We start from the raw sequence: 26,910 nt of genomic DNA, 5'->3' as shown, positions 1-26,910 counted from the left end.
CGATTATTCCCCATCATCAATTCCCAGACTACCCTGGAAGCGTTCTTTCCGTTCGGATATGCGCAACGCATCCCTGCCTGCACCGGCAGTGAGTTGATCCCACGATGAGACGAGTCCGTTGAACAACAGTGCACCGTCAGTGTCGTGCCGTTTCTCGGCCTCGTGGAACATGCGGAATCCCAGATCACGAATTTGCTCGGCTGGGATGCCTCGTCCTTCGACCTGAGCCAACGCATATGTCACGGCCTCCATACCCTGGCCCTCCTGAAGGATTCCAGCAAGCCGCACCACGGCCTCCCACAAGCTGATCTGGCTGTCCTCGGCAGGACTCCACGCACCGGAAAGCTCCTTCGGCGGCAACAACCGCGCCTTGCCACCAATTGCTTCAAAGATGCCGCCACGAACCAACCGATCCGGTGATGTATCAGTTGAACGAGCTAACTGATCAGCAAGCCCAGAACTTTGCTGGCTCCACCCATACGACTGATACCACTTGACGGCGAATCGTGTATCCGCGTCATAATCGGTGTCCGACTCGCCGAGCACCTCATCGAGTGTGCGGTTGATGATTTCCAGTGCATTTTGAATCGGCATATCAGCGCCGTTCGCCTCGCGAATATGCGAGTACCGCGAATATACGCTGATGCCAGGTCCGATCGCGGCCTGGGCCAGATCAACAGGGTCGATGCCACTGGACATCATCGTCTTCAACGCACCCGTAAGCTCACTGCGCAGAAGTCGCGTGAACTCACGCAGCGTCGTCACCGGAGCATCCTCGGGGCGGGGGCGGCAAGCCAACACAATGGACGAGGCAAGCGCATTGGTGCCACTGGCAAGCATCCTGTTCGACAGCTCACTGCGAACCGGCCATGTGGCGGTGATCTCCCAACCGGAGTGGATAAGCCCGTCAAGCAGCGCATACCAACCGGTTGAGGTACCGTTTGAGGCATCCTGCTGCTTGTAGGCGTAATACACCGTCATGGGAACATCCAGATTCGCCGCCTCACGGATATGCGCAAACACATGATTAAAGCCGTCAACAAAGAACTCGGCGGCGCCATCCTTGCCGTTATGCCGATACGGGTTGGCCACCAACTCATCCGATTTCGGCGTCAGCATCGTGGACGTCACCGACGGCAGGATGGTATTCAACATACGTCGCAACCACACATAGAAATAGTCAGACAGATCGGAATACCCGATATTGTCGTAATACGGCGGATCCGTCGACACCACCATATCCCGATAGTCCCTCGTGGCTGCATCCGTTTGCCGTGCCTCGCTGATCGGATACGAGGGCACACTTTCCACCGCCTCAGCCACCCACTGCACCTGACCAAGAAAATTCCCCGACTTCGAGGAAAAAGGATTCACCTCGGCATAATCCCACGTCATCGGAATCGCCTGACGAGCAAAGACATTACGCATTTTTTCGCCTGTGTTATGCCAACTGCATATCGATGAACAATAATCAGTGAGCCGGCTGACAGACAGGGAGAGATACACCGCTATCGCATCGGCGTACGCCTGAGCCCCATTGCCGCCATCGTCAAGACGCTCACCCTCCGGCATGCCTGATTGACGGGCATCGGCAAGCACCTGCTCACGAACCCCCGCCACCAAGTCCGCCAACGTCGTCAACGCCACCAACTGCCGATTGGTAAACAATGAGGTAAAAGTCTTCAATCCGTATTAAGGCGGCGAGAACCAACGTGGATTGTTTGCAATTAGCGCGTCCGAATCTAGCTCTGGGCGGCCGACATCTGAGCTGGAGATCTGACGCTCATTTGGTGAAACGTACAACCGTCCTCTGCTTGCTTCTGCAACTACTGCAATCAGCTGACTACCAATTCTGCCATGCATGCCTTCTGACCGCACGTAATCATAGGTAAACGGAGTTCCATCAACAACCGATTTCCCTCCCTTTCCATTCTTTATTGTCCATTCATCGTCACCTTTCGGGCCATCAGCATTGTGCTGCACCTCGTAGCGAATGCGGCCATCCTCGACGATGGGTTTGATCCATGCCTCGTGGCCTTTTTTCTTGGACAGCCACCATGAACGCACCAATGGTACCCGAACGGGGTTTACCGGATTCGGATTAGTCACGGTTCTGGCCCAGATCCAAGCAATGACGGTATGCTCCTTGCCCTCATCATCCGTCACAGTTGGATACAGATCCCCAATCTTGCCGAAAGCCTTATCTCTCAGCACCTTCCCGTAATATCTGATGTCCTCGGCCAGCCCCTCTGCACGGTTATGCGAAGAACTCAGCGTTCCCACCCGCGGATGCACTGTCACATTGCCACAGAAACGCGAAGGAAATTCAATCAACGCCTTGTTGATGATAACCGCAAGAGGATTCAGATCAGAGGCATGCGACTCAAGCCCCAGCCGCTGCGCCTCCAAAGGAATCGACCCTCCGCCTGCGAACGGATCCAACACCCGTGGAGCAATACCATCATTGGAATCAAGAATCGCCTGATGTGCCTGACGATAAAGATCACTGTCCTTCACATTCTCCCAGCGCGAGAGACGCTTCATCAAATTGAAAAGCCGTGCACGTTCCTCAGCCTGTGACTCCTCTGTCGGGAATCGATCAGAATGGGCTGAAGGATCATCAACAAGTTGGGCAAATAATATGCTTCGCGTGGTAGCAAGAGGCCGTCTGGCCCAATACAAGTGGATGGTAGAAGGAAGACCATGCCGCAGGGATTTTTCACGTTTAGATTCCTCGTTAATAACGGTTAATGGGATGCCGTTCTCAATGAGTTTTTTCTTTCGTACATTCGCGGCCATGCGTGTGATTCCTTCTCAAGTGGTGTTGTCGACGATTATTCTCGGACCGCTAGTCAAAGCGGCAATGTCTGGGTGTTCAGCGGGGGTCGGTACCTCGGTCCCAGTAATCCTTGAAGCGTTCGTTATAGGATGTGGTGGAATCCGAGGGCACAATGCGATCGAAAGCGTGCTCAATGTACCGAATCCGATCATGATCCGCACCTTCTGGACTCACGATCACCAGGGACAGGAAGTGGCGTTCCTTCTGCGTCTGCGCGAACACCACCTCGTTGCTGGTGACGGTGAACGTTTCCTCAGCGCCGGCGATCCTCCCCTTGACCTCGATGAAATACCGGTTGCCCAGTGCATCCACGGACTGGATGTCGTACCCCTTGTTGTTGTGCGGCATCTCATGCGGATGGCGGCCCTCGTGCTTCTCGGCGGAGAGTGTGGCATCCACCGCGCGACGGTCTACCATCGTCGTATCCTTCGCGAACAGCCGTGGTCGCCTGCGCGGCACCACATCTTCAACGTCAGTCTGCTCATGCAACGCATGTTCGGGAATGACCAGTGCCATCCCTCTGATGAGTGCGGGCTTGGCATGCAAGCGAACATCCGCGCCCAGTTCCTGCTCACGCGCCGCCAGCCGTCGCTCATATGACTGGGCGCGCTTCTGCGCTGCGGAGGCGGTCATACGCTTGTTGGCCCTGCCATTGCGCTCGTTTTCGAGCAGAATATTGTACTGCGCATACCAATATTCAATCTCGGCCTGCAGCCGGTCCCGCACCTGCTGCAAGACACGGGCGTTGTCCGCCTGCTTGCGCACAGTCAGCTCGTCAAGACGCGGCCTAGTACCCTTCGTGTACACCCAATCGCGAACCAGCCCCGACTGGTCGTTACGAATCCAATCAGAGTCAAGCACAAGACGCACTGCAGGCTGTTCATCAGCTCTCGCCGGCTCATAATCAAGATACGGAGGCGCAATGGAAAACTGCGGGTCGGCGTTGTTTGGAATCTGCAGATAATCGAAATGCTGCGAGATGACACGCTCACGACCATCGGTGATCGTCTGTTCTGCGGCAGCCATGAGCACGGGATTCTCGGGCTGGGTGTCGGTGCGGTCAATGAACACGGTACCGTGGTCCAACGTCGAGCCAAACCGCTCGATGATCAATTCGATAACCGCGGTAAGCAACGGTTCCCCGGGAGCGATGAGTATCGCATCCGGGGTGTCATCCCGCAGGCTTACCCGGCTTGTCTCAAAGGTCACGCGCTCATAAGCCTGCGCCAACTGCTCATGCCTGTTCAGGCTTGCCGCCTTGCTCCGAATCGTTGCCGGCACATGGGTTAACTGCCACCGCTGGGATTCCCGCAGCCGTGCCGCACCGTTGAGCCTTTTGAATGCCGCCAGAAAGAATGCCGCAATATACCCAGGCTGCAGTTTGCGTTCGCGGGTTTGCTCCATTAGCTCGCGCACCTTGCGCACATCCAAACTCGGATACATCGACGTGTTCGCCGACTTCTCCTTGACCAGCTCCTCCAAGCCGTTGGCCACGCTGCTATCAATGGTTCGGTTCAACTGGGCTTTGACATCATCCCGATCACCGTAACGGATCGCGTCAATCATGAGATCCTTCAACGGTCTGCCCTCGAAGGCATCACTGTCACCCAACACGTTGAACAGATTGCCGTTGTACGCGGTCTTCATCTGCGCGATCTTCGACAGGAGCCGCAGATACACGTCACCCTCGCGCGTGTTCCTGGCCATGAGATTCCACAGCCAACACACCTGCTTCTGCCCTATACGGTGGATGCGACCGAAACGCTGCTCGATCCGATTCGGATTCCAAGGCAAGTCATAGTTCACCATCAGGTTCGCCCGCTGCAGATTCAACCCCTCGCCAGCGGCATCCGTGGCGATGAGAATCCTCGCAGCAGGATTGTTGACGAAATCATGCTGCCGCTGCCTGCGTTCGTCCCGATTCAACCCACCGTGAATGGTGACCACGGCCTCCGGCCTCCCCAACAACGTGACAACCCGCCGCTGCAGGTAGTTGAGCGTGTCCCGATGCTCGGTGAAGATGATCAGCTTATGCGGCATGGGTGATGATCCCGATTCGAGGACATTATCGCTAAGAATCGACGACAGTTCACGCCACTTGGCGTCCTGCCCAGAATTGCGAACCACCCGCGCCTCGGCGACAAGCACATCCAACGTATGAATCTCAACAATGAGCTCCTCCTTCGTCTGAGCAGCCGTCGCGGAGTCCACCACCTCGTCTAGCCGTGATTCCAGATCATGCTGCTGATCCTCGGCAGCCTCCTCCCACATATCCTCATACTGATCCTCATCAAAACGATCAGCCCCATAGCCATCGCCAACCACCGGAGCGTCGATTACCCGAGAATCGTGCTCCAAATCATCCAAACGCTGTGAAAGCCGCTGCTTGCGACGCTCCAACGACCTCAGAATCGCCTCCGGGCTCGACGCGAGCCTGCGCTGCAGAATCGTCAAGGCAAAACCAACACTGTTACCACGCCGAGCATCACCCGCAGCCTTCAACCGGTCCGCCTGGCCCATGCCACTGCGCACATACTCCGTGACATGCTCATACAAATCCAGCTCCTGCGGCGAGAGCCGGTAGTCCACCGTCTCAGCCCTGCGCTCGGGGAACAGTGGCTTGCCATCAAAAGTGAGCAGATCCTCCTTGACCATGCGACGCATCAAGCCTTTGGTGTCGGTATGATGGATCTTCGAACGATACTTGCCGGCAAACCTGTCCGGATCCAGCAAAGCCATGAACAGCTGGAAATCCTCCTCCTTGCCGGAATGCGGCGTGGCCGTCATCAACAAAAGATTCTCCGCTGTCCTCGACAGCGTCTCACCGAGCCTATATCTGCTCGTTCTGGTGATATCGCCCTTAGCCGACTTGAAATGGGCGCTCATCCGATGCGCCTCGTCCACGATTGCGATATCCCAGTGGACATCGCCAAGCATGGCCAGACGATCATCATCCCTGGCCACCTGATCCATGCGGCAAATCAACAGCTGGTGGTCACGGAATGGGTTGCCTGTAGGTGACAGCACCTGCATATACGGATCAAACACCTCAAATTCGAGACCGAACTTCGAACTCAACTCGTCATGCCACTGCTCCACCAACCCGCCAGGACAAGCAATGATGATCCGCTCCGCCGCCGATCTGAGCAGCATCTCCTTGATATACAAACCTGCCATGATGGTCTTGCCTGCGCCGGGATCGTCGGCCAGCAGAAAGCGCAACGGCACCTTGGGCAGCATATCCTCATACACCGCGCGAATCTGATGCGGCAACGGGTCAATATTCGACGAATACACCGCGGACATCGGATCATATTGTGCCGCATACTTGATACGCAAGGCCTCGGCCGCAAGCCGGAACTCTTCAGGATTGGCGTCAAACGGCAACGAACGGCTAGATTGCTGGACCAAACTCAGATGTTGGACCGATTGCTGATCAATGATTTCCTGCCCAAAAGTCGAGCCATCGCCAGCATCGTAATACACCGTCACAGCACCGTTCATCGGTCTGACAGCGACAATGGTCACAGACTGATCGGGCACAATACCACTCACCACGAGGCCAGCCTTAAGATCCGAAAGACCCAATTCCGAATCAGCCATGCTGTCCCCTTAATCACTTTTTTCTTCGATGATGGCTCCTCAACGACCACTCACGTTAGTGAGATTATGCTGATTCTATGACAATAGGAGAGGACAACTTTCGGGAGCTGCTCGAGAACTACGGTCCTTGGGCTTTGTCCTATCTGCTCAATTGCAGCGTCAGTGAACTGGAAACTCCAAGCGACTTCGCGAAGAATATCTCAACCGAGCAAGACCAGGTGATACTACACCTGTGGTCAATTCTGAAGACTCGAGAGCGCGTCACACCGCAAGAGCTCCCGAACATACTTCAATCAGAGCTGAGCCAGCTGATCGACAGGCGGATCTCCGTTGGCAACGCATTGCGTGGCCTGTGCCACGGCCAGACGCCTCGAATACCCGAGAATGTTTCACCTGCTGAACGATGCCTATGGACACTCACCGAGTCCGCATATCCTGCACTACTGGCCGATTACAGCATGCGGCATGATGAAGAAAATATCTCAGCGAATTATTGGTCGTATGACATGTACTCCAACTTGGCCAATAATGACCTCTGCGACTGGCTACACGATCATGACAACGCATTTTCAGATTTCAGTGGCGATGAGGGAAACTTAATCCGATACGCAGTGCACAGCACAGGAATGTCTGGAAGCACGCAATTAAATACATTAGCGATGCAAGTGATTAATACCGCATGGATTGCATCTCTCCATAGTGGTGATGAAGAAACGCCGCCAGACTTCGCGACTCTGTTTGAAGAAGTCCGGACAGTGTTTGAGGAAGTTCGAAATGGGCTATCGACAGGTGAGTACCGCTCATTTGTTTTAGTCGGCCTCTCAGGGGTCATATTGCCAGCTGAATCTCAATCAGCATCTTTGCGAGGATTCGAAATACTCCCCTGGCAACCTGCTGACGCACGCTTTTCCTCGGTGTTTGATGATCGCTACTATTCAACCAGCACCGCGTCCATGTCAAAGGAAGTTCAATTCCACTACCACGGCGATGTCGTGGTCAAAATACCGATAACGCTGAAAGTTGCTTTCCCAGAACACGCCGAAGAACATTCATCGGACCTGTTCCGCCTTAGCAACGAGCTGCGCCACGAAATCAATCGGAAAGTTCGACTTGTTCAACTTGCGCTGTTGCTGTCACAACCGACGATTGCTCCTGCAGGGAGATGGGTATGGCAAACGGTCATCGATCCGTTATCCAACGGAAGCGGCGTTGCCTACGAACCAAAAAGCCCTTACAGCAACAACCAGGGTTCTTTAGTATTGACAGTTCAAAACGTTGAAAACTGGCGAATCTGGCTGGAGCGATTCCTAGGACATGAACAGGGATTAAAGAAGCTGTCGATTGGTATCCGACATCTGCTGTCGGCCGTCAACGAACGAGAAGATCCGGATGACAAACTACTCGACGCAGTCGTGGCGTGGGAGAACCTGTTCGGCGTGAAGCAACAAACAACATTCCGGGTAACTGCTGCACTCGCCTGTTTATTAGATCAAGAACCTAGTGTATATAAAGAAAAGCAGAAGCAACTCAGCAAAATCTATGACGTCAGGAGCAGAGTCATTCATGGGTCAGCGAAGGCTCAGCATACAAAGGCACGGTATGAAAAAAGCTATCAAACACCAGCTTACGAAAGTGCAATCTCCGTGGCCGTTGCAGCGTATCGTACAGTGTTAACTTCACATGTCGATTTATTGGCCTGCGCGGACAGCGAGAAACGCAATTCACAAATACTAGAAGGCAAGGCCGAGGAAGTTCGAACTACCCTAAGTTCCTATGAAAAGAGAACATGGAGATGGAATGTTTCTAGCTGTTAAAGCTATAAACTAAATTATCCAGACTATTTATCAGATTTCCCAGCAAACAGACCGCCCAGCTTTTTCACTCCGTCGCCAACGGCTCCAGCCACGATTCCGGTACCATGCATGGCGCTATTACCCAACTCGGTCGCCCCTTTGCCAATTCGGTGAGCAGTCTCTCCGCTGATTTTCGCCGCGTCCTGACTCAACCGTCCAGCGCTTTGCCCGAGTTGCTTGGCTCCTTCCCCGAGTTGATTAGCGCTTTCAGATATGAGCTTGCCTGCCGCATCGGACCATCGTGGCGCCATCTCGATCTCGATGCGTTCTGCACGGATGCCAATCGATACGGCGAAACTAGACATACGCTTATTGACCTCATCGAGCGTCTGGAGCGTATGCGTCACGGCGAACGGATGCATTACCTTCTGGTCACGAACTTTCAAAGCCGACTGTTGGATGCTGTCGTTGAGCTGGAAGAGCCTGGCTTCGATGTCGTGCAAACGCATGCGACGCGCCTCGATCACTCCCTGCCGATGCTGTTCGAGCGTTTCCGGGCTCTCGGCCATAACCCGGTCCAGTTCCACAACATAGATTTTGTCTTGGAGCTGCACGGCATTGCCGAGGATGGAGATCCAATCGGTGAGATCCTGTTCCAACTGCGCTGCCAGTCCCTCTGCCTCCCGTGCGTCCTTTGCCGCTGCAAGTTTCTTTGCAAGCCCTTCGATTTTGAGCAGGGCATAGCCTTGTGCACGGGCCAGATCCTGCGGGCATCTGGAGACTTTCGACCATGTCGTTGCGGTCACCACACCGACCTTCTCGCGAATCATCATCGTCTCGTCGATCATATGAGCCACGCCTACCAGATTGGCTATAGCCTGATCCTTCTGATCTTGCAGCAGATCGTCGATCTTCTTGTCGATGGTCTCCAGATAATCGGTGATCTCGTCAACAGCCTGTTCGATGGCCATCTGGGTCATGACACCGGCGAGACCAGTCAACATTTGTGGATTCGCGAACGATGAAGCCTTGGATAAGTCTTCGAAGCTGAGTATGTGTCTGATCTTCCCACCATCGCGCAGCACCCCGGTACCCGTCGAGCCGTATTTGGCAACCTGCTGGGCTGATTCCTTCGTGAGCTTCACCCAACGCCCGCTCTGCGAGGAGAGACCACCAATTGTCTGGAATGCTTCGCCAGCGGTCTGAAGCGCTTGTTTTCTGATCTTCCGTGCCCTTGCGTCAAGGCCTGCGTCTTTGAGCCAGGAATCGACCGCATGATCATCGCCCACGACCACCATGCCTTGCTCGTCTTCGATAATCTGGATGTCATGTACGCCGCCTGGCGTGGTGGCCACATCGCTCGAATTCATCTGGCTCTCCCTGTATCTCTTCTATTGACGGTCAGTTCACTGCGGCAGTGAAGGCGCTGTCGAACAGCCTTTTGGCGCGCATCTCGAGCGCCTTGACCTTTTTGCGGTCTTTCACAGGAGCTTTGCCGAGCAGTTCAACGCCTCGGCGTATCCTGCCTAGCTCGCCGCGCCACTGACCGATAGGCGCGTTGTCGGACAGATCAGCTGACTTTGTTTCGATGAGCTCCTCGACGGCATCGCATTGATAACCGACCACATCCAACGGGTCCTTGTCTTCGGGAAAGTGGATCTTTCTGACCAGATCGACGAATTTATCCGAGAACTTTTGCTCTTTCAGCCATTCCGCTGTGTGACCAAGCATTTCAGGCGTTATGAACTGTGACAGCATCGTAACGACATCGATGAATATGGATAACTTTCCGCCCGCCTTTGCTTGCTTATTGGACTTCTTTGTACTGGCCATAGAAAATCTCCCCTGATCGGCATCCTGATTCCCATTATAGGGGCGGCATCCCCCATTCCTGAGTCGGTTGCTCTCGAATACCTCAATGCCGTTCCTCCAATCCCGGAAACTGTCCAAGAAAACGGCACCACCTCGTTTTTGTCAGGTATTTTGGCTTTTCGCTGTTTGGTGTGGGTGGGCTGGTCGGGTGGAGGTGGCTGGTCGGGTAGTTTGGGGGTATGGATACCACGTTGTTGTTCGCCGCCGCCTTGCAGTTGCCTGATCCCTGGAGGGTTTCGGGTGTGGAGTTGCGTGACGGGGAGGGCGGCAGACGCGAATTGCACATCACGATCGGATTCGAGCCCGGCTCGCGTTTTTCTTGCCCGCATGCGCAGTGCGGGCGGGAGGCGTGCCCGATGCATGATGTCAGGGACCGGGTGTGGCGGCACTTGAGCTTCTTCCGGTGCAAGGCGTTCATCCACGCGGGCGTGCCGCGCGTATCATGCCCCGAGCACGGCGTGCGTGCGGTGCCGGTGCCGTGGGCCCGTCCAGGCAGCGGGTCCACGCTGTTGTTCGAGGCGATGGTCGTGGAGCCGGCGAAAAGCCAGCCGGTCGCGGACATGGCCGGGCAGGCCGGCGAACATGACACGGGATCGTGGCGGTTCATCGGACATGATGTGGACCGGGCCCGCCTGTACGAGGATTGCACGGGCGTGGGGGCGGTCGGCATCGACGAGACCAGCCGCAAAGGCCACCGGTACATCACCGTGCTCGCCGATCCGGCGGGGCGCGACGTGATCCGCGTGGTGCCCGGCGAGGACGCGGATCACCGTCAAACGGTTCGCGTTGGATTTCATGGACCACCACGGTGACCCGGACCGGGTGGCACCGGTCGCCTGCGACATGAGCCCGGGGTTCGCCAAGGGCATCCGCGAACACCTGCCCAACGCCGCCAAGGTGATCGACAAGGTCCATGTGGTCAGGCACGCCAACGGGGCCGTCGACAAGGTCCGCAAGACGCAGGCCACGGCTGGGAAAAGATACGTCACCATCAGTAATCCGACGCTCGCCCACAGGCGGTTCCCAAATATTTCTCGGTAATTTTCCGATTCTTGACTGCGGTCAACTTCTCCTGCTCTCTGCCCTCCTAGGTTTAAAGGCAGAACAAAGGAGAAAAGATGTTAACCCTACAGAAGTTTTTCGCAAACAATAAACGCACCATAGTCATCGGCATGACGGTTTTCGTCGCCGCCGCACTCCTGCTTCAATACGCGTTCGGCCTCGGATTCATCTCCAACTGGCTGTATGGAGCGGTTGGCGTGATAGGACTTGTACCGCTGATTATCAAGGCCATCAACTCGTTGAAGTTCAAAGTCGTCTCCATTGAGCTGTTGGTGAGTGTGGCGGTCATCGGCGCACTCATCATCGGCGAGTTCAGCGAGGCGGGAATCGTCACATGGCTCTTCCTGCTGGGTGAAGTCATTGAAGATGCGACTCTCGCCAAGACACGCTCGGCCATCAAGGAGCTTACGGAACTCGCGCCGCAGACGGCCTGGCGCGTGGAGTCCCCCACCGATCGCAACGCCGAAGAGGTGGATGTGGACGAAATCGACGAGGACGACTACCTCCTGGTGAAAACGGGAAGTCAAGTACCGGTAGATGGCCGCATTGTTTTCGGCGATGGTCATCTTGACGAGGCAAGCGTCACCGGCGAGCCGCTCCCCCGCCATAAAAGCGCGGAGGGCAGCGACGAGGTATTCGCCGGCACCAATCTCACCGACGGAACCATTGTGGTGCAGGCCACCAAGGTGGGCGAGGACACCGTCTTCGGAAAGATTCTCGAACTCGTAGAAGAGGCCGAGGATTCCAAGACCGGCGCCCAGCGTTTCATCGATCGCTTCTCCAAGTACTACACGCCCGTCGTACTGCTCATCGCGCTCATCGTTGGCATCGTCACCCAAGACGTCCGCCTCGCCATTACCATCCTCGTGCTGGGTTGCCCTGGTGCATTGGTGATCGGAGTTCCGGTTTCCAACGTCGCAGGTATCGGTCTCGGCGCACGGCACGGCGTGCTGGCAAAGGGCGCGCAAATGCTGCAGTCGCTCAGTGAGGTGGATACCGTCGTCTTCGATAAGACCGGCACCCTCACCACCGGTCACCCCGCGGTGGTGCACGCACGGACGCTTTCGGAGGACGCCCTCGCCTGGCATCTCGCCGCCAGCGCCGAACGCGAATCCTCTCACCCATTGGCCGCCGCCATCGTCGAATATGCACGCACCACACACTCCATCGACATCGCGAACCTCCCGGCAGTCTCGGAAACCCATGTCATCGCCGGCAAGGGAATCGTCGCAAGCGTCGAAGGGCACCACGTCGCCATCGGAAACGAAGCGCTACTGGCCGCCGAGAACATCGCCCTCACCACCGGCGACAACGACACTAACGAGTGGAAGCACCAAGGGCTTTCGCTGGTGTACGTGGCAGTGGATGGCCAACTGCGCATCATCGCAGGAATCGGTGACGCACTGCGCCCAACTACCATTACCGCACTCTCCCAACTGAGAGAACGTGGCATCAAGCATCTCGTCATGCTTTCGGGAGATGGACAAGCAACCGTCGACGCCATCGCCGGAGAGCTTGGCTTGGACGAAGCGCACGGAGGCCTCCTCCCACAAGACAAGGCGGACTTCATCAAGCAACTGCAAACCCAAGGACGTAAGGTGGCCTTCGTCGGTGACGGAATCAACGACAGCCCGGCTCTGGTGGCCGCGGATCTCGGCATCGCCATGGGCAACGGCACCGCGACGGCCGTCGAAATCTCGGATGTGGTGCTTCTCAACTCCGACATCTCCAAGCTGCCCACCGCCTACTCCATCGCACGCTCGACGGTTGCGAACACACGCGAGAACATCGGCATCGCCCTGGCGACCGTGCTCTTCCTCTTCATCGGTCTCTTCGCCGGATTCATCTATATGGCATCGGGCATGTTGGTCCACGAGGCGAGCATTCTCATCGTGGTTGTCAACGCGCTTCGTCTGCTTCGCAAAAAACTTGACGGAGGTCAAGTGCGAAGGAACTAGCCGCACTTAAAGTAAAGATCACAAGGAAACAAGTACGGAAACGTACGGAAACGAGGACATCATGCAGAAAGCAATTCTGAAGGTCAACGGGATGACATGCCCGTCCTGCCTCACCACCATCCAAACGGCATTAACAAAGCAAAACGGCGTCGGAGAGGTCAACGTGCTCTTCAACGCAGGCAAGGTCAAGGCAGCCTTCGACGAGAACGCGACCGACGCACAGACTCTCGCCAACGTCGTCAGCGAGCTGGGTTATTCAGTAGAAAAAGTAACAGTAAAGGAGCAGAAATAATGACAAACACCACGAGCGCACAGCCCCTCACCCCACAGGAACGCTACGAGCAGGAAGCCGCGCAATCCGACAAGGACCACCACACCCCCACCGCTGGCGCGATGACCGGCCACATCATCTCGAATCTCTTCCTCGACATCCTCAAGATTCGTCAAGCGAAGTTGTTCGCGAAGGGCACCACACGCCTCTTCCTCGAGCAGCACGCCGCACAGTGGATCGCCGTTGAGACGGAAACGATTGAACGCCTCGACTCGGTGCTGGTCAGCGACAACGAGATGGTGCCGACCACGACTGAACAGCTCAATGAATACGGCAAGCTCACCGAGGACCCGGTACGCAAATACGCAGCGGGCGAGGATCAGCTGACCGACCTCATTCACGACTTCGACTGGCAGCTCATCTTCGTCGGCAAGGCCATTGCCCTGGCGGATAACGAGGGTAAGACCGCGCTTAGCTCGGTTCTAAGCGACTTCCGCTTCTGGGCCAAGCAGCAGATTCTCGAGGCGCAGCTCTTCCTCGGCAACGATCCGACCGACGGTCTGTATAAGGAAGTCGATGATGATGACGACGACGATGACGACGAGTGAGCCGTCAGCAAACAGGTAAATGAATGAGCCGAGGGTGAACTGGCCGGCGCGGCAGAGTGGTGAAAGGATGGGTATCGTGGAGAACATGGATAAGACGGTTAAAGATCCGAGTCATGCACATCACGTAAGCCCCACACACGACCACCGCTGCGCCGGACTTGTGCCGCTCTTCTCCGAACTGCCGCAAAACGACCAGGACTTCATCGACAGCCAACTGCACCACCGCATCTTCGAAAAGGGCGATCAGGTGTTCATGCCCGGCGACGAGCTGAAGCTTCTCATCGTTGCCAGAGGCTCCATGAAGGTCTACCGCATGAGCCGCAGCGGGCGCGAACAACTGCTCCGCGTGCAGGAGCCCGGCGGGTACGAAGGCGAGGCGTGGCTGCTCGGTCAACCCAACGACTCTCTCTACGGACAGGCCCTTGAAACCACTGAAGTGTGCCTTCTCTCCCACTCCGCCTTCCACAAAGTACTTCTTGAGCAGCCCCTCCTCAGTGTTCGGTTGCTGGAGCTCAACGCCGCGAAGCTCGTCTCGTTGGAGCAGCTCAACGGGTTCCTCGGCATGGACCGTGTGGAGGAGCGCCTGGCCGCCTATCTCCTCGATATCGCCAAGGCGTCAGGCTCGTTGCGTTTCAGCCTTCCGATCCGCATGAAAGAGCTGGCGCACCTTCTCGGCACCACACCCGAGACACTGTCGCGCAAGCTGAAGGTGCTGGAGGACGATGGGCTCATCGCACGGCGGCGGCGCGAGATTCAGATTCTCAACCAGGATGAGCTGGAAGATATCTGACGCCCTCTACCTGCACATCTGACGAAAAGTTCAGATGTGCAGGTACACGAAGGAAACGTTTAACCCGTTGTGACACAAGACCTAAGCCGACATTTCTGACTACCTGCACATCTGAAAAAAGTGTCAGATGTGCAGGTAGAGTCTGAGTTCACTCATCCCCGACGAGCCGGGGCGCCGAGATCTGAGTGAAGATTGTGGCGAGAAGCTCATTCATCTTGCGTTCTTTTTTCATATCTTCTGCCTTCACCCCGAACACATACATATTCTGACGAAAAAGAAACCTCACTTTATCGATATCGTGCGTCCACGTCTCATGAAGGCCGTGTTGCCGACCGTGATATTCGAGCGCAAAGCCGTACTGCGGATAGGCGATGTCAAAATAAGAGACCTTGCCACTCACCGGATCACACGTCTTCATATTGACGACCGCACCCGTCAATCCGTGACGTTCCATCAGCAGACGGAGCCTGGTCTCCTGCGAGGAATCCGTTCCGGAACGGGGCATCGACACGGCCTTCATGCACGCCTTTCGACCGCGAAAATTCAGGTCAGTTTCGAGAATTTCCTCAAATCTCCGCACACCCCCTGGAACGAAACTGCGCTGACGACGCATCAGCGAATCACCGAGCACCACCAGCTCCTCGAGTGATATCCACTCCGCCATCTGCTCCCACGCAACCAGCGGGTGAACGCACATAAACCTTCCATCGACGAGAACCGATCTCAACGGCCGAGACCATACGTGTGCCTGCACATTTTTCGGCCTTTCGCTGTTTGGTGTGGGTGGGCTGGTTATATGGTGACGGTGGCTAGGTCGGGCTTGCCGCAGGTCAGGTGGATCATCGTGGAGAAGCAGTCCATGTTGCGCAAGCCGCGGGCTCGGGTTTTGATGTGTCGGATGATGCCGTTCAATCCCTCGGGGATCGCGTTGGTGCACCGGTGGTCGAAATACGCGAGGATGTCCCGCCAGTGACGGCGGATCCGGCGGGCGAGGGTTTTCATGGGTTCCGGACGGGAGTGCATCATCCACGAGCACCATGTCCGGAACCCGGCTTCGGCCCGCATCCGGCTCGTGCCGGTGGCGTGGATGTCCTGGAGGGTCCCGCGCATCCGGCGGGCGCGTGCGGTCCTGACCCGTTGTTTCCGCAGGTTATGCCTGGTCTCCAGCCGGAGCCCGGTCAGGCCCTCCTCGTTGCGCGGCCACGGGTATTTCGTGCGCCCGAGCGGGGGTGTGTATCACCATGTCAAGTTGTGCGGGAAAATCACCAGATTTGAGCAGTGGTAGCGCCTGTTTTGTGCAGGGTTGGCGGTTGCTGTCGTCCTTGGTTGTTTTTGGTTATTTCATGAGTGAGTGTGTGCTGCGGTAGGATTCGCCGTGGAAGCGGATGATCCTGCCGTGGTGGACGATGCGGTCGATGACCGCTGCGGCCATGTCGCCGTCGCCGAACACGTCGCCCCACCGGCTGAATTCGAGGTTGCTGGTGAAGACGATGCTCCTCCTTTCGTAGCTGTCGGCGATGATCTGGAACAGGAGTCTGGCTCCGTCGATGTCGATGGGCAGGTAGCCCAGCTCGTCGATGATCAGGAGCCTGTTCTTGCCGATCCGGTCGAGTTCGCGGTCGAGTCGGTTGTCTTGTTTGGCTTTGCGCAGCGTCATGATCAGTGCCGCGGCGGTGGAGAACATCGTGGGGATGTTGTTCCTACATGCCTGTCTGCCCAAGGCGATGGCTAGGTGGGTTTTGCCGCAGCCGACGTCGCCGTAGAGCACGAGGTCCTGGGCGTGTTCGATGAAGTCAAGTGTGAGCAGGTTGCCTCTGCCCCAGTCGTCGGGGAATCCGGTCGTGCTCCAATCGTAGCCGTCGAGTTCTTTGGCTTGGGGGAAGTTCGCTTGTTTGAGCAGGCGCAGGCGTTTGGATTGCTCACGGCTGAGGTTCTCGGCCCGGAACAGGTCGGCCAGTAGGCCGAGCTGGCCCGGCGTGGCGTCCTGGACGGTGGCTTTGAGTACGTTTCTGGTCAACGGCAGGTTACGGGAGAGTTCCATAACCTCCTCGATGGTTGATTTGCTCACCGTTCGCCCGCCTCGCGGGCGGCTTGTGGATTCCTGCGTCGTCGTGTCGGTCATGCGTTCGTCTCCTTCATGAACCGGTCGTAGCGGGTCAGATCGGGGCCGTGGGGTTCGTCGTCGCTCTGGCCGACACGCCTGGCAGTCTGGTCGATGGCGGTGAAGGCGAGTTCGCGTCCGGATTCGAGAATCACACGGCATGCCTGGACGGTGGCGGCGAACCCGTGGGCCTGGCTTGATGTGGTGAGCTCCTTGAGAAGTCGTCCTCGATCCAGATCGTTCATCACGTCCAACGCCTCGCGCACTGTCTCGGGAAAGTCGCCGCGCAGCGGGCTTTCGCCCCAGCTGCGGGGTTTTCTGGCCAGCACGGGCAGGATTGACGCGGGATCAGCGGCCGTCACGGCGTTCCTGCCGTAGGCCCGGTCAAGTTGAACGATGCGCGTGCCGTCGGTGGCGCGGATCTCCACGTCGAAGGCACGCAACCCCACATGCACGGGCAGGTTGTGGTATTTCGCCCCGGCCAGGTAGCGGGCACCGTCCACCGTGACAATACCGAGGTTATCGGCATGACGCGTCTCCCAGCGCACCGGGTCGAACGATACGCCCGGCAGGGCGAGCATCCGCGCCTTGTCCTGTTCGAACAGGCCCTCGATCGTGCCCTCCTTGCGATAATGCGACTGGTGCGCTAATTCACCGCACCGGGCAAGCAACATGCGTGTCAACGTTTCAAGACTCTCCGCCTTGGGTATCGGCACCATCAGGTTGCGCCGCAGGAAACCGACCGCGTTCTCAACGCTGCCTTTCTCGTTACCCGAATACGGGTTGCAGAACCTGACCTCACCAATCCGGTAGTGCGCCTGGAATGCATTAAACACGCGGGTCATGGTAATCTGCCGACCGAACCGGCGGCCGACACCGGTCGCGTTATCGAACACCAACACCCCGGGCACCCGACCGACCGCAGAGAACACACGGATCAGGCCCGTGCACACGCATTCGGCGTTCTCTCCGGGCAACGCCACGCAAAAGCGCATGTTCGAATACGGGAACGAGACCACCAGCACGTGCACGTCACGCTCCACGCCCGCGACCAACGCCCTAGCTAATCCGAAATCCACCTGCGCGGTCCCCGGCGCCCAATCCAGTTCCACGAACCCGTCCGATTCGGCGCGGTTCTCCTCCCGCCATCGCTTCATCCAGCGCTGCACCGACGAATACGAGCCAGCGAACCCCTGCTCCGTGACCAAACGGTCATACACGCGCCGCGCGGTATGACGCTGCTTGCGTGGCATCGACCGGTCCGCGCGCAGCCACGAGTCCACAACCCGGGAGAACGGTTCCACCCGGCTCCTAGACTGCTCCGGCCGCGCTTCGGGCCGGGGCGAGAAATCCTCCATATCCGCGTACTTCGCGACCGTGTTACGCGAGATCCCGAGCCGTTCGGCGATCGCCGAACGCGACAAGCCCTCCATCTCGTACCTCCTGATATCCTGCCTAATGGGCATCGGTACCGTCATTCCTTCCCTCCCGAGAACCGTGAAAATGGTTGATAGCACTCGGGAATCTATCAGGACAACAGGCCGATGCCTTTCACATCAAGACACCACCGCCAAAACCGATCAAATCAAGCAATCACTCTGCCCAATTCCGGTGATGACCACGCACAAAACAAAACGATGATAAACAGTTCGAGCGGATCCTCGCCGAGCATGCGCGCGATATCGGGGACGTCGAACGGCTGGAATCGGACGCGTTCGGGCTGATCCTGGCCGACGGCCCCGACGTCCCGCACGCGATCCAGCCAGCCCTGTACTGACGACGACATGAAAGGAAAAACGGAGACGAAGACGACGAATACAAGGAACAGCTGGCTCTGGATGCACGCGGCGGATGCCGCACGGCCTGCCGGGTGGGTCCTCATAGCCGTTGCAGAGCTCGAACTTCTGCCTGGCATGGCGGCAACCACGGCGACGGTCGCGGGAGACCACCATGGCGGGGACGCGCGCATCGCCGCGCTGTCGGTGGGATGGACGCTGATCGTCGTGCTTTTCCTCGACGCCCTGGGGCAGGCATGGCGCGGCGTCCGCCGCCTGCACCGCTCATACAGCGTCCACTGCACGCGACGGGACTACCCGGAGTCCATGATCCCGCTGGGCGTGAGCGCGGACGACCACTTCCGGGCCGAGTACGACCCGTACAGCGACGCGGTCATCGTCACGCCGCGATCCGCGCTGGAAGGCATGCCCATGGCGTGCCTGATTGACGGGCGGCTCGATCACATGCCCGGGCAGCCGGGCCATGCCTGCGAAGGCACCGTCGACAGCCATGCCGGATCCGCTCTGGTTCCAGGCCGGTGACGCCATTTTGATGGACCTGTACAAGATAAGGAGAAGTCATGACGTTCTATGACTGGCTGGCCTGCCCCCTGTTCGCCGCGATTTTCTATTCGGAGGCCTGGTTCACCATCCAGTCCGTGGTCATCGACAAGCGGAGCATGTCCGAGGCCGAGTTGGATGTGATGGAGGCCTTCTGTCTCTCGATGGGCTGCGTCATAACGCTCGACTACTCAGTGCGCCGCTTCTCCGCAGCGTTCGAGGCCAGGGATCCGTCGCTGTCCGGCGTGCCGCTCTGGCTGTGCGTGCAGGTGGCCGCCGCCGTCGTGGCCGTGTTCGTCGTGCCCGCGATCTGCCGCCAGGCGTGGCGGTGGGCCAGGTACGGGCGCAAACGCCCCATCGATGTGGACGAGAAAGGCAGGGTCGTGATGACCACCGGCCGCACCTGGCGGCCGGTCCCGTTCTGGGTGCGCCTGTGCCTAGGCGCGGCCTGCCTCCTGTCCGCAGCGGCCTTCGTGCCCGTGCTGCACGCCGCGTCCGACCTGCTGCACGCATAGACGAATAGATGCATAGATATATAGAAACATAGTTAAGCAATAAAACAATTAGACAAGAAAACAATAAGACATTTAGTTGATTAGATGTGTTCCTGTCCGGATGGGCGGACGCCTGTGGTAGTGTGCGTCTGCCGGGTCAGGGGAGATTCGAAGGAGAAGATCATGAGGAGAATGACATGGCCGAGACCGAGGCGCTGCCAGTCGTCGACACGGACGGTCTGCAGAGCGTGGCCGACGGGCCGGACGACGGGATGGCGCAGAGCGGTCCTGCCAGGGCCGTGAGGCGCAGGCGCGCCGCGGTCATCGCGGCCGTCGGCGTCGTGCTCGCTCTGGCCGCCGCATACGCGGGCGGCTGCGCGTACGCCGCGCACAGGCTGGATGCGGAGAAGGCGTCCTATGCCGCCGAGCGGAGCGCTTACATCGGGAAGACGGGCGAGGCGAGGAACCTCGCCAAAAGCGCGAAGGGCAAGGTGCTCGACGTGAAGACCATCGACGCGCTGAACACGGCCGCCGGCCGGCGTCTGCCGGCTCCGGGACAGGCGCGCCCCTGGGCGCTGTGGGAGGAGATCCCCGTGCTGCACGGCTACGCCCAGGCCCGCGCGACCCTGGGCGACGATGCGAAGGCCATCGATCAGGCCATCGCCGAGGTCAGGGCCTCGCAGTCCTCGAAGCGCGTGAAGGACGCGAAGGACATGCTCTCGAATGCCGACGGGGCGGCGAAGAAGCTCCTGGCGGACTCGAACGGCAAGGTCGCGGACAACAGGACCCGCGACGCGCTCTCCGCCGCGATCAGCGGCGCGGACAAGACGCTCAAGACCCCCGGCACCGGCTTGAAGCCGGGCCTGGCCGAAGCGTATACGGCTGCATTGAAGCCCCTGGCGGACGCGAGCCGGCAGGTCAACGACTCCATGAAGACCAAGAGCGACGCCGACGCGAAGGCAGCAGCCGACGCCGCAGCAGCCCAGGCCCAAGCGGCCGCGCAATCCCAGGGCGCGGCGCAATCGACGCAGTCGTACGCCCAAACCCCCGCCTACGGCAATTACAGCGGCGCAGCCCAGTCCTACGCTGGCGGCGGCACAGGCTATCAGCAGCCGGCCGCGCCACGACAGCAGGCACAGCCCCAGGCACCCGCGCCGGCGAACAACGGCGGCGGGCAGCAAGGCGGCAGCAGCTTCAATTGGGATGCCTGGGTGGCCGAGCAGAACAAGAACGCGATCATCCTGTCGCCCACAGACCGATGCAAGGTGTTCGGCGACTGCAGCGGGCTGAACTAGTCCATCGATCAATAAGAATCCGCGTCTCCCTAATAATTGGGGGGGCGGATTTTTTATAAAAAAATAGTGACGCTTGTCCTCGGCTACGGCGTGTCGCCGGTGGTCTGATTGATGTCGGGAAGCCCATCCGGGCTTCTGTCATGACAGAAATCGGAGGAGAGCCTTATGGGGTTCAATCTGAAACACAGCGCACGCGAGACCGGGAGCGATCATCCCGGCCTGGCGCGCAAGAAGGCCTGGCGCGCCCTGGTTGCCGGCGTCGCGGCGCTGGCCACGCTGGCCGCGCCGGCGGTGGCGATGGCCGACGCGGGCGGCGGCACGGGATCGGATGGCGGCGGCGGCACGGGCGGCACCGCGTCGATCCACTGGCTGCGACCAAGGACGCATGGCCCGCCACGAACGACGGCGTGCGCCAGGCCCTTGGCGACATGGGCTATCCCATCACGGGCGGCGGCACGGCGGGCACGGCCAACGACGTGATCAACACGTCGCTGGGCCAGGCGATCGGCCAGTGCCAGGCGAGCTACACGGGCGAGGGCGCGGCCGACTGCCGGCTGGTCGGCGTGGGCATCGTCGGCAACGACGACAGCCACACATTCACCGGTATCAGCAACTGGGCGGACAGCGGCCTGTGGCACCAGAAATGGGCTGACGAGGTAGCCGGAAAGACCTACAACTACCAGGGCATAAACTGGAACGCGGCAAGCCCGTGGACCGACAAGCGCGGCAACCATACCCTGAGCACTTTGGCCGATGAGGTCATCAACGCGAATCTGGGCGCTTCGCTGCGCGTGATCGTGCTGGCGAAGAACCAGCCCGCCCCACCCACATACAACCTGACCGTGAACACGCAGGCCTCGACCGCACCGAAGGCCGGGTCGAACGATCCGGTGCATGACACGGTCACGCTGGACCGTTCGGGCAGCTCGGTCGCAGAGAACGTGACGGTGAGCACGCATCTGAAGTACGCCGGGTCCGCGGCCGGCATCGTGCCGGGAGCGGAGGCGAACCGGGACAAGGCGATGCCCAACCAGGGCGCGACCGGCTCGGACGACTTCACCCCGAAGGACTTCGGCATGGCGAACGGCTGGGTGCCGGGCCATTACTGCTTCAGCGCGCAGGTCGCCAAGCAGGGCCACATGGGCGCCGCCGTGAACACCCCGGCGTGCGCCGCGGGCGAGGACTTCACGGTCACGGACGTGCCCCCGGCCCCGCCGGCCAAGAGCATCGACAAGGGCGTGAGCGCCAGCCAGATGGTCAACCGCACCGTGATCACGTCCAAGACGGGCCTGTTCGGCTACGCCATGGCATTCAGCGACCAGATCACCCCCAACGGCGTCAAGTACACGGTCGGCAACTACAAGCTGATCGACAAGGACGACGGCAACAAGGACGTGAGCGCGGACTTCGCGATCACATGGGACAAGGCCAAGAACACGGTCAGCGCGACGCGCAACCAGCCGTACAAGTCCTTCCTGCCCTCGGACCACTCGTACGAGTTCTCGTTCGATGTGACGGTCTCGAAGCCTGACGTGAACAAGGTCAAGGACATCGCCAAGGTGACCTGGAACGAGCATCCCGCCGCATCCACGGACGAGCACGAGTTCCCCACCTGGACGCCGGCCCCCGACAAGTCCTGGGTCAAGCTGGGCGCTGACGGCAAGTGGCAGACGGTCGTCGACCCGGGGCGCACCAACGCGACCGGCGCTGACAACAACGTGTTCTTGGATGAAGACCGGGTCGCCTCCGTGGTCAACGGGACCGTGGACGCGAACCTGATCCAGGCCCCCACGAAGCTCGCGCTGGCGGATGACTGGACGGCCTCGGACTACCTCGTGGACCCCGAACCGGCATCCTCGATCCGCGTGTACGAGGCGAACGGGCAGTCCGACGCCAACGGCCACTACGTGAGCGCGTCGGTCAACGACATCGCCACCAAGGGCAAGGACGTCACCAGCCAGTTCAAGATCGCACTGAATGGCTCGAAGGCCAGCGCGACCGCGAAGCCGGCCTACCTGGCCAAGCTCAAGGGGCTGAAGACGCCACTGCAGGTCACCCTGCTCGTGCCGATGACGGTGAACTTCGCCAACGGCAAGGGCGCGGCCCAGGTGCGCGCCGACCACGGCAAGCAGCCCGGCGACGAGCTTGAGTTCTGCGACGCGAACAGCACCCGGTTCACGAACTCCGGCTCGGAGAGCGTGAACGACGTGACCACGCCGACCAACGTCCCGGCGATCTGCGGCTACGTGCCACCGGTCAAGAAGGACGTGATCGGCGAAGCCAGCCAGGGCGGCAATCAGGCCAGCGTGGACGGCAAGGTCGTCTTCCCCGGCCAGCGGGTCGAATACCAGCTGCTCACCACCCCCAAGCTCCCCGACACCCTCGCCTACGGCGTGAGGAACCTGGTTCTCACGGACACCTACGACCAGTACCTGCAGCCCGACAAGCAGACCCTGGAACTCATGGATCTGAACACGGGCAAGGTCATCCCCAAGAGCGCGTACGCGACCAAGTGGGACGACGCGAAGCACCTGGCGCAGGCCACGATCAGCGACCAGGCGCTCCTCGCAGGCTGGAAGGCGGGCGGCAACCCGCGCATCCAGCTGCGCTTCGAGGGCACCGTCTCCAAGAGCGCTCCCACGGACCACAAGGTCGACAACCAGTGGATGCTCACCCTGAACAATTCGCTGACCCCGTCCAACGTGGTGTTCAACGTGCCCCCGGCCTTCACCCCCGTGAAGACGGACACGCAGGGCTCCAGGCAGGGCGACCCGACCATCTCCATCGACGGGCGGACGCTCATGCTGGGCGACACCGGCACCTACACCGTCACCCTGGACGCCAAGCAGCAGAACCAGGCGTACGACGTGTGGAAGCTGGGCATCGTGGACGACTTCGACGAGCAGTACGTGTCGATCGACCAGTCCAAGATCGCGGTGCTGGGCGCAGACGGCAAGGACTACACGTCCAGGTTCAACATCAAGGTGATCGACGGCGTCGTCTACGCGTTCGCGAGGACCGTGGACACGAAGGTGCCTGCGACCGGAGCCACGGTGAAAGGCGACCCGCAGCCGGCGGACCTCGCGGCCTACGCGAAAAGCGACAAGCACGACGCGCTGAAGAGCCCCGCGATCGACCAGTCCCTGCTCGGCCAGTCGTACCAGCTGGTCATGCCCTACACGGTCATCAAGGTGTCCAAGGGCTACGTCGTGAAGAACACGGCCACCCAGGTCGTCAACGACATGCGCAAGCAGACCAATCAGGTCTCCAACCCGCTGGCCCCGATCAACCCGGTCAAGGACGTGACCATCAAGGTCGGCGGGGCATCCATCAACGGGCAGTCCGTGTGGCTGAACAGCACGTTCCTCTACCAGCTCGACAGCTCGACGATCCCCGCCAGCCGCGCCTACCCGGCAGTGGACCGATGGGACATCGCCGACCAGTTGAATACGAAGGTCGACCAGTACACGGGCCAGTGGGCCGTGTACGCGCAGGCCGACCTGTACAAGGACGGCAAGATCGTCGCGGACAAGGGCAGCAAGATCGCCGGCAGCGGATTCGACTCCTCCGAGTTCGGCTCCGACCTGTTCACCGCCCAGCAGGACCCAGCCGGCGTGGTCACCGTCAGCGCCACCAGCGCCTACAAGGCGCTCGTGAGCGCTGACAACGCGCACGAGGCGGGATGGCGCGCGTACATCCAGTGCACGCGCATCGCCGTCACCGAGAAGCAGGCCAACCAGTTCGTTGAGCACTACAACGACAAGGTCCTGCCGAGCAATATCGTGTGGACCCGCACTCCGCAGCTGACCCCCTCCATCCACATCGTCAAGTGGGATGAGAAGAGCGGCCTGTTCAAGGGCGACCGCAACGACCCCAAGGACGCGCTGAGCGTGACCGGCGACACGACCATCGTGTTCACGATCACCAACACCAGCAATGATCCCGAGAGCCACGGAGCCGTCTTCCAGGCCAAGGACCTCAAGCTCGAGGACCATACGATCGCCGGCGACGGCACCGTGACGGATCTCAAGTACCCCGCCAACTGGGACACGCTGGTGTTGAAGCCCGGCGACCATGTGGACGTGACCGGCACCCTTCGGGGCGTCGCCACGGTGCACACCGACCGCGCCAAGGTCACCGGCACCCCGCTGTTCGAGTGCCCGGCCAGCGACCAGAACCCGTTCGGCAACGGCAAGGCCGGCGAGCCGGTCCCGCCCAGGAACGCGGTCCACGTCGATGGCAGGACCCTGTGCTCGGACACGCCGGTGACGTCGAACCAAGACGATTGGAACGGCAAGGTCCCGACGAAGCTCGAGCAGCTCGCCCAGACCGGCGCGCCGATAGCGGGCGTCGTGCTCGTGGTCGTCGCGCTGGCTGGCGGCGCCGCCGTGATGCTCGTGACGCGCAGGCGCCACGCGGCCCACGCCGCGGCGTCGATGGCGGCCGGCTCCGAGGATTCGGCCGAGTAGGCGCATGCCGCCCGTGGCCTTCGCGCCATGGGCGGCCCCTGCCCTTCCCGCGCATGTCCCGGCTTGGGGATGGCGTCCCGCTGAGAAGCGGGCCGCCGGCCGGGGAACTCTTCGCCGCATCGCGAACCCGTGCGGCGAGTCCTGAATAAATGAAGGTGCCGCCCGCTCTCCCGCAATCCCCACGGGAGAGGGGGCGACGCCCCTCGTCCGGGGCCGGCCTTACACGGCTCCGGACATTCAACTTCCTGTTTTCCTAACTTCTTAACTTCTTGTTTTCTTATCTTCTTATCTTCTTAACTTCTTGGGAGGGAGGCGCTCGATGGCTTGCGGATCACAGATGATCGGGCATCGGGATGCCGTGCTGGACGGGCGGCACGGACCAGCCGCCCGTCCCGCCTCCCTGACTGGGGGCCGGGGCCGGCGCGGGGGCTGGCGCCGGAGCCGGGGCCTGGCGTCGCGGAGCGGAGTATCCGCCTGGCGCGTATCCTCCGCCGCCCTGCTGGGCGGGAGCGGGCGCCGGGGCCTGCTGCTCGTTCGCGGCAGGGGCGGGCGCGCTGTTCTGGGCGGCCGCGGCCTTGGCCGCATCGTCCTTCTGCCTGGCGGCCATGCTGTCGCCGACGCTCTTCATCGCGGCCTGCAGCGCGCTCTGGGAGTCCCGGTACGTTCTGGGGCCCGTCGCAGTTCCGGCGAGGGTCTTTCCCGCCGCGTCGATCGCGTGCTGCAGGGCCGTCCGCGCGGCCTCGTCCTTGACCTTGCCGGAGGAGTCCTTGAGCTGGGCCTTGCCCTGGCCGATCGTCTGGCGCAGCGAGGCCTTCGCGTCGGCCAGGATCCTCGCGTCGCGGCTGGCCTGCACGGCCTTGCCGGCCGCCTCGATCCGGCCGCTGCGCTCCTGGGCGGCCTTCGCGGCCGCGTCCAGCGCATCGATGCCGGCGCGCAGCCCGCCTCGCCCTCCTGCGGCGCAGTCGGCGGCGGCCGGCTTCGGAGCGTTCCTGAGCAGGGCGGCCAGGGCCGTGACCTTCCCGGGGTTGTTTTTAGTCAAGTTGGTTTTTTGTGGTTGGTCACTTATTTTTTTCGGGTTTCGGCGTGGAGCGTGCTGTTGGTTATTGGTTGTGGATTTCCTTGCCGAACATGAGGGCTTCGCTCACGCGCCGGCTTGGTCCGGTGAATTCGATGAGGCGGCCGTGGTGGACGATGCGGTCGATGATCGCGGCGGCGAGTTTGTCGTCGGCGAAGATCGTGCCCCATTTGCTGAACTCGATGTTGGTGGTGAAGATGATGCTTCTTCTCTCGTAGCTGCCGGTGATGATCTGGTAGAGGAGTCTGGCGCCGTCGATGTCGAAGGGCACGTAGCCGAACTCGTCGAGGATGATCAGGTCGGCGCGCGCGAGGTCTCTGAGCAGCGCGTCGAGGGCGCCGTCG

General features: G+C 59.9%; 21 protein-coding genes and 2 pseudogenes. 11 read left to right on the top strand and 12 right to left on the bottom strand.

Annotation, left to right across the window (positions count from 1 at the left end; all coding sequences use genetic code 11):
• Positions 1-3 precede the first annotated feature (3 nt).
• From BISU_RS13110 to BISU_RS03635, 3 genes are all read right to left on the bottom strand, one after another.
• On the bottom strand, positions 4-1,686 hold the full coding sequence (locus tag BISU_RS13110; protein WP_226839165.1) for a DUF1156 domain-containing protein: 1,683 nt from the start codon (positions 1,684-1,686) through the stop codon (positions 4-6).
• Positions 1,687-1,692: 6 nt separating this feature from the next.
• Positions 1,693-2,799, bottom strand: coding sequence for a DUF1156 domain-containing protein (locus BISU_RS13105; RefSeq protein WP_226839166.1), 1,107 nt, complete (start codon positions 2,797-2,799; stop codon positions 1,693-1,695).
• Positions 2,800-2,875: 76 nt separating this feature from the next.
• Positions 2,876-6,442, bottom strand: coding sequence for a helicase-related protein (locus BISU_RS03635; RefSeq protein WP_024464662.1), 3,567 nt, complete (start codon positions 6,440-6,442; stop codon positions 2,876-2,878).
• 77 nt (positions 6,443-6,519) lie between these two features.
• On the opposite strand from BISU_RS03635, the gene BISU_RS12455 reads away from it, so the two are divergent.
• A complete protein-coding gene (locus tag BISU_RS12455; RefSeq protein WP_152599303.1) occupies positions 6,520-8,256 on the top strand; it encodes a HEPN domain-containing protein in 1,737 nt (578 codons plus the stop codon).
• A gap of 23 nt (positions 8,257-8,279) precedes the next feature.
• On the opposite strand, the gene BISU_RS03630 is transcribed toward BISU_RS12455, so the two are convergent.
• Together BISU_RS03630 and BISU_RS03625 are read right to left on the bottom strand one after the other, a co-directional pair.
• Positions 8,280-9,605 (bottom strand): hypothetical protein, encoded by a 1,326-nt coding sequence (locus BISU_RS03630; protein WP_024464661.1) that lies wholly within the window; start codon positions 9,603-9,605, stop codon positions 8,280-8,282.
• 31 nt (positions 9,606-9,636) lie between these two features.
• Positions 9,637-10,068: a hypothetical protein gene (locus BISU_RS03625; RefSeq protein WP_024464660.1), complete on the bottom strand. Its 432-nt coding sequence runs from the start codon at positions 10,066-10,068 to the stop codon at positions 9,637-9,639.
• Positions 10,069-10,286: 218 nt separating this feature from the next.
• On the opposite strand from BISU_RS03625, the pseudogene BISU_RS11950 reads away from it, so the two are divergent.
• The 5 genes and pseudogenes from BISU_RS11950 to BISU_RS03600 form a co-directional block, all read left to right on the top strand.
• A pseudogene (locus tag BISU_RS11950) lies at positions 10,287-11,130 on the top strand (transposase); the annotation flags it as partial.
• Between the two features lie 95 nt (positions 11,131-11,225).
• A complete protein-coding gene (locus tag BISU_RS03615; RefSeq protein ID WP_024464680.1) occupies positions 11,226-13,127 on the top strand; it encodes a heavy metal translocating P-type ATPase in 1,902 nt (633 codons plus the stop codon).
• A gap of 61 nt (positions 13,128-13,188) precedes the next feature.
• Positions 13,189-13,419, top strand: coding sequence for a heavy-metal-associated domain-containing protein (locus BISU_RS03610; protein ID WP_022861931.1), 231 nt, complete (start codon positions 13,189-13,191; stop codon positions 13,417-13,419).
• Positions 13,419-14,006: a ferritin family protein gene (locus tag BISU_RS03605; RefSeq protein WP_022861930.1), complete on the top strand. Its 588-nt coding sequence runs from the start codon at positions 13,419-13,421 to the stop codon at positions 14,004-14,006. The genes BISU_RS03610 and BISU_RS03605 overlap by 1 nt, the downstream gene beginning before the upstream one ends.
• 85 nt (positions 14,007-14,091) lie before the next feature.
• Entirely contained in the window at positions 14,092-14,796 is a 705-nt protein-coding gene (locus BISU_RS03600) for a Crp/Fnr family transcriptional regulator (RefSeq protein ID WP_051126513.1), read from the top strand.
• Between the two features lie 148 nt (positions 14,797-14,944).
• On the opposite strand, the gene BISU_RS03595 is transcribed toward BISU_RS03600, so the two are convergent.
• The 5 genes and pseudogenes from BISU_RS03595 to BISU_RS03575 form a co-directional block, all read right to left on the bottom strand.
• On the bottom strand, positions 14,945-15,493 hold the full coding sequence (locus BISU_RS03595) for a hypothetical protein (protein WP_024464682.1): 549 nt from the start codon (positions 15,491-15,493) through the stop codon (positions 14,945-14,947).
• A 95-nt stretch (positions 15,494-15,588) separates the two neighbouring features.
• Positions 15,589-16,011: pseudogene (locus BISU_RS11945) on the bottom strand (transposase); the annotation flags it as partial.
• Positions 16,012-16,132: 121 nt separating this feature from the next.
• Positions 16,133-16,918 (bottom strand): IS21-like element helper ATPase IstB, encoded by a 786-nt coding sequence (gene istB / locus BISU_RS03585; RefSeq protein ID WP_024464705.1) that lies wholly within the window; start codon positions 16,916-16,918, stop codon positions 16,133-16,135.
• Positions 16,915-18,375, bottom strand: coding sequence for an IS21 family transposase (gene istA / locus BISU_RS03580; RefSeq protein WP_024464706.1), 1,461 nt, complete (start codon positions 18,373-18,375; stop codon positions 16,915-16,917). Before istA ends, istB begins: the two co-directional genes overlap by 4 nt.
• A gap of 107 nt (positions 18,376-18,482) precedes the next feature.
• A complete protein-coding gene (locus tag BISU_RS03575) occupies positions 18,483-18,683 on the bottom strand; it encodes a hypothetical protein (RefSeq protein WP_156100190.1) in 201 nt (66 codons plus the stop codon).
• Between BISU_RS03575 and BISU_RS03570 the strand changes: the two genes are divergently transcribed.
• From BISU_RS03570 to BISU_RS03555, 5 genes are all read left to right on the top strand, one after another.
• The gene (locus tag BISU_RS03570; protein ID WP_152599307.1) at positions 18,682-19,215 is read left to right on the top strand and encodes a hypothetical protein; all 534 of its coding nucleotides are present in this window, start codon (positions 18,682-18,684) and stop codon (positions 19,213-19,215) included. The genes BISU_RS03575 and BISU_RS03570 overlap by 2 nt on opposite strands.
• A gap of 38 nt (positions 19,216-19,253) precedes the next feature.
• Positions 19,254-19,748: a hypothetical protein gene (locus BISU_RS03565; protein ID WP_024464671.1), complete on the top strand. Its 495-nt coding sequence runs from the start codon at positions 19,254-19,256 to the stop codon at positions 19,746-19,748.
• A 176-nt stretch (positions 19,749-19,924) separates the two neighbouring features.
• Positions 19,925-21,022, top strand: a complete 1,098-nt coding sequence (locus BISU_RS11495; protein ID WP_024464670.1) for a hypothetical protein — start codon at positions 19,925-19,927, stop codon at positions 21,020-21,022.
• Positions 21,023-21,187: 165 nt separating this feature from the next.
• Positions 21,188-21,502 carry a hypothetical protein gene (locus tag BISU_RS13100; RefSeq protein WP_051921999.1) on the top strand — a complete coding sequence of 105 codons (315 nt, stop codon included), beginning with the start codon at positions 21,188-21,190 and terminating at the stop codon, positions 21,500-21,502.
• The gene (locus BISU_RS03555; protein WP_051921998.1) at positions 21,451-25,491 is read left to right on the top strand and encodes an adhesin isopeptide-forming adherence domain-containing protein; all 4,041 of its coding nucleotides are present in this window, start codon (positions 21,451-21,453) and stop codon (positions 25,489-25,491) included. Before BISU_RS13100 ends, BISU_RS03555 begins: the two co-directional genes overlap by 52 nt.
• Before the next feature lie 331 nt (positions 25,492-25,822).
• Here BISU_RS03555 and BISU_RS03550 read toward each other — a convergent pair whose 3' ends face one another.
• Complete coding sequence (locus tag BISU_RS03550; RefSeq protein ID WP_024464668.1) at positions 25,823-26,530, bottom strand: hypothetical protein; 708 nt, start codon at positions 26,528-26,530, stop codon at positions 25,823-25,825.
• A 61-nt stretch (positions 26,531-26,591) separates the two neighbouring features.
• Positions 26,592-26,910: ATP-binding protein (locus BISU_RS03545; RefSeq protein WP_034532949.1), on the bottom strand; the 319-nt coding region annotated here is incomplete at its 5' end.

Source organism: Bifidobacterium subtile (assembly GCF_000741775.1).
In the GTDB taxonomy this organism is placed as follows: Bacteria; Actinomycetota; Actinomycetes; order Actinomycetales; family Bifidobacteriaceae; genus Bifidobacterium; species Bifidobacterium subtile.
The sequence above is the reverse complement of the archived record's forward strand: the minus strand, read 5'-3'. Positions and strand labels throughout refer to the sequence as shown.

Excerpts from the sequence above, each read along its gene's own strand:
- BISU_RS13105 (WP_226839166.1), bottom strand. The coding sequence starts at position 2,799 with ATGGCCGCGAATGTACGAAAGAAAAAACTCATTGAGAACGGCATCCCA.
- BISU_RS03635 (WP_024464662.1), bottom strand. The coding sequence starts at position 6,442 with ATGGCTGATTCGGAATTGGGTCTTTCGGATCTTAAGGCTGGCCTCGTG.
- BISU_RS12455 (WP_152599303.1), top strand. The coding sequence starts at position 6,520 with ATGACAATAGGAGAGGACAACTTTCGGGAGCTGCTCGAGAACTACGGT.
- BISU_RS03630 (WP_024464661.1), bottom strand. The coding sequence starts at position 9,605 with ATGAATTCGAGCGATGTGGCCACCACGCCAGGCGGCGTACATGACATC.
- BISU_RS03625 (WP_024464660.1), bottom strand. The coding sequence starts at position 10,068 with ATGGCCAGTACAAAGAAGTCCAATAAGCAAGCAAAGGCGGGCGGAAAG.
- BISU_RS03615 (WP_024464680.1), top strand. The coding sequence starts at position 11,226 with ATGTTAACCCTACAGAAGTTTTTCGCAAACAATAAACGCACCATAGTC.
- BISU_RS03610 (WP_022861931.1), top strand. The coding sequence starts at position 13,189 with ATGCAGAAAGCAATTCTGAAGGTCAACGGGATGACATGCCCGTCCTGC.
- BISU_RS03605 (WP_022861930.1), top strand. The coding sequence starts at position 13,419 with ATGACAAACACCACGAGCGCACAGCCCCTCACCCCACAGGAACGCTAC.
- BISU_RS03600 (WP_051126513.1), top strand. The coding sequence starts at position 14,092 with ATGGATAAGACGGTTAAAGATCCGAGTCATGCACATCACGTAAGCCCC.
- BISU_RS03595 (WP_024464682.1), bottom strand. The coding sequence starts at position 15,493 with ATGTGCGTTCACCCGCTGGTTGCGTGGGAGCAGATGGCGGAGTGGATA.
- istB (WP_024464705.1), bottom strand. The coding sequence starts at position 16,918 with ATGACCGACACGACGACGCAGGAATCCACAAGCCGCCCGCGAGGCGGG.
- istA (WP_024464706.1), bottom strand. The coding sequence starts at position 18,375 with ATGACGGTACCGATGCCCATTAGGCAGGATATCAGGAGGTACGAGATG.
- BISU_RS03570 (WP_152599307.1), top strand. The coding sequence starts at position 18,682 with ATGAAAGGAAAAACGGAGACGAAGACGACGAATACAAGGAACAGCTGG.
- BISU_RS03575 (WP_156100190.1), bottom strand. The coding sequence starts at position 18,683 with ATGTCGTCGTCAGTACAGGGCTGGCTGGATCGCGTGCGGGACGTCGGG.
- BISU_RS03565 (WP_024464671.1), top strand. The coding sequence starts at position 19,254 with ATGACGTTCTATGACTGGCTGGCCTGCCCCCTGTTCGCCGCGATTTTC.
- BISU_RS11495 (WP_024464670.1), top strand. The coding sequence starts at position 19,925 with ATGGCCGAGACCGAGGCGCTGCCAGTCGTCGACACGGACGGTCTGCAG.
- BISU_RS13100 (WP_051921999.1), top strand. The coding sequence starts at position 21,188 with ATGGGGTTCAATCTGAAACACAGCGCACGCGAGACCGGGAGCGATCAT.
- BISU_RS03555 (WP_051921998.1), top strand. The coding sequence starts at position 21,451 with ATGGGCTATCCCATCACGGGCGGCGGCACGGCGGGCACGGCCAACGAC.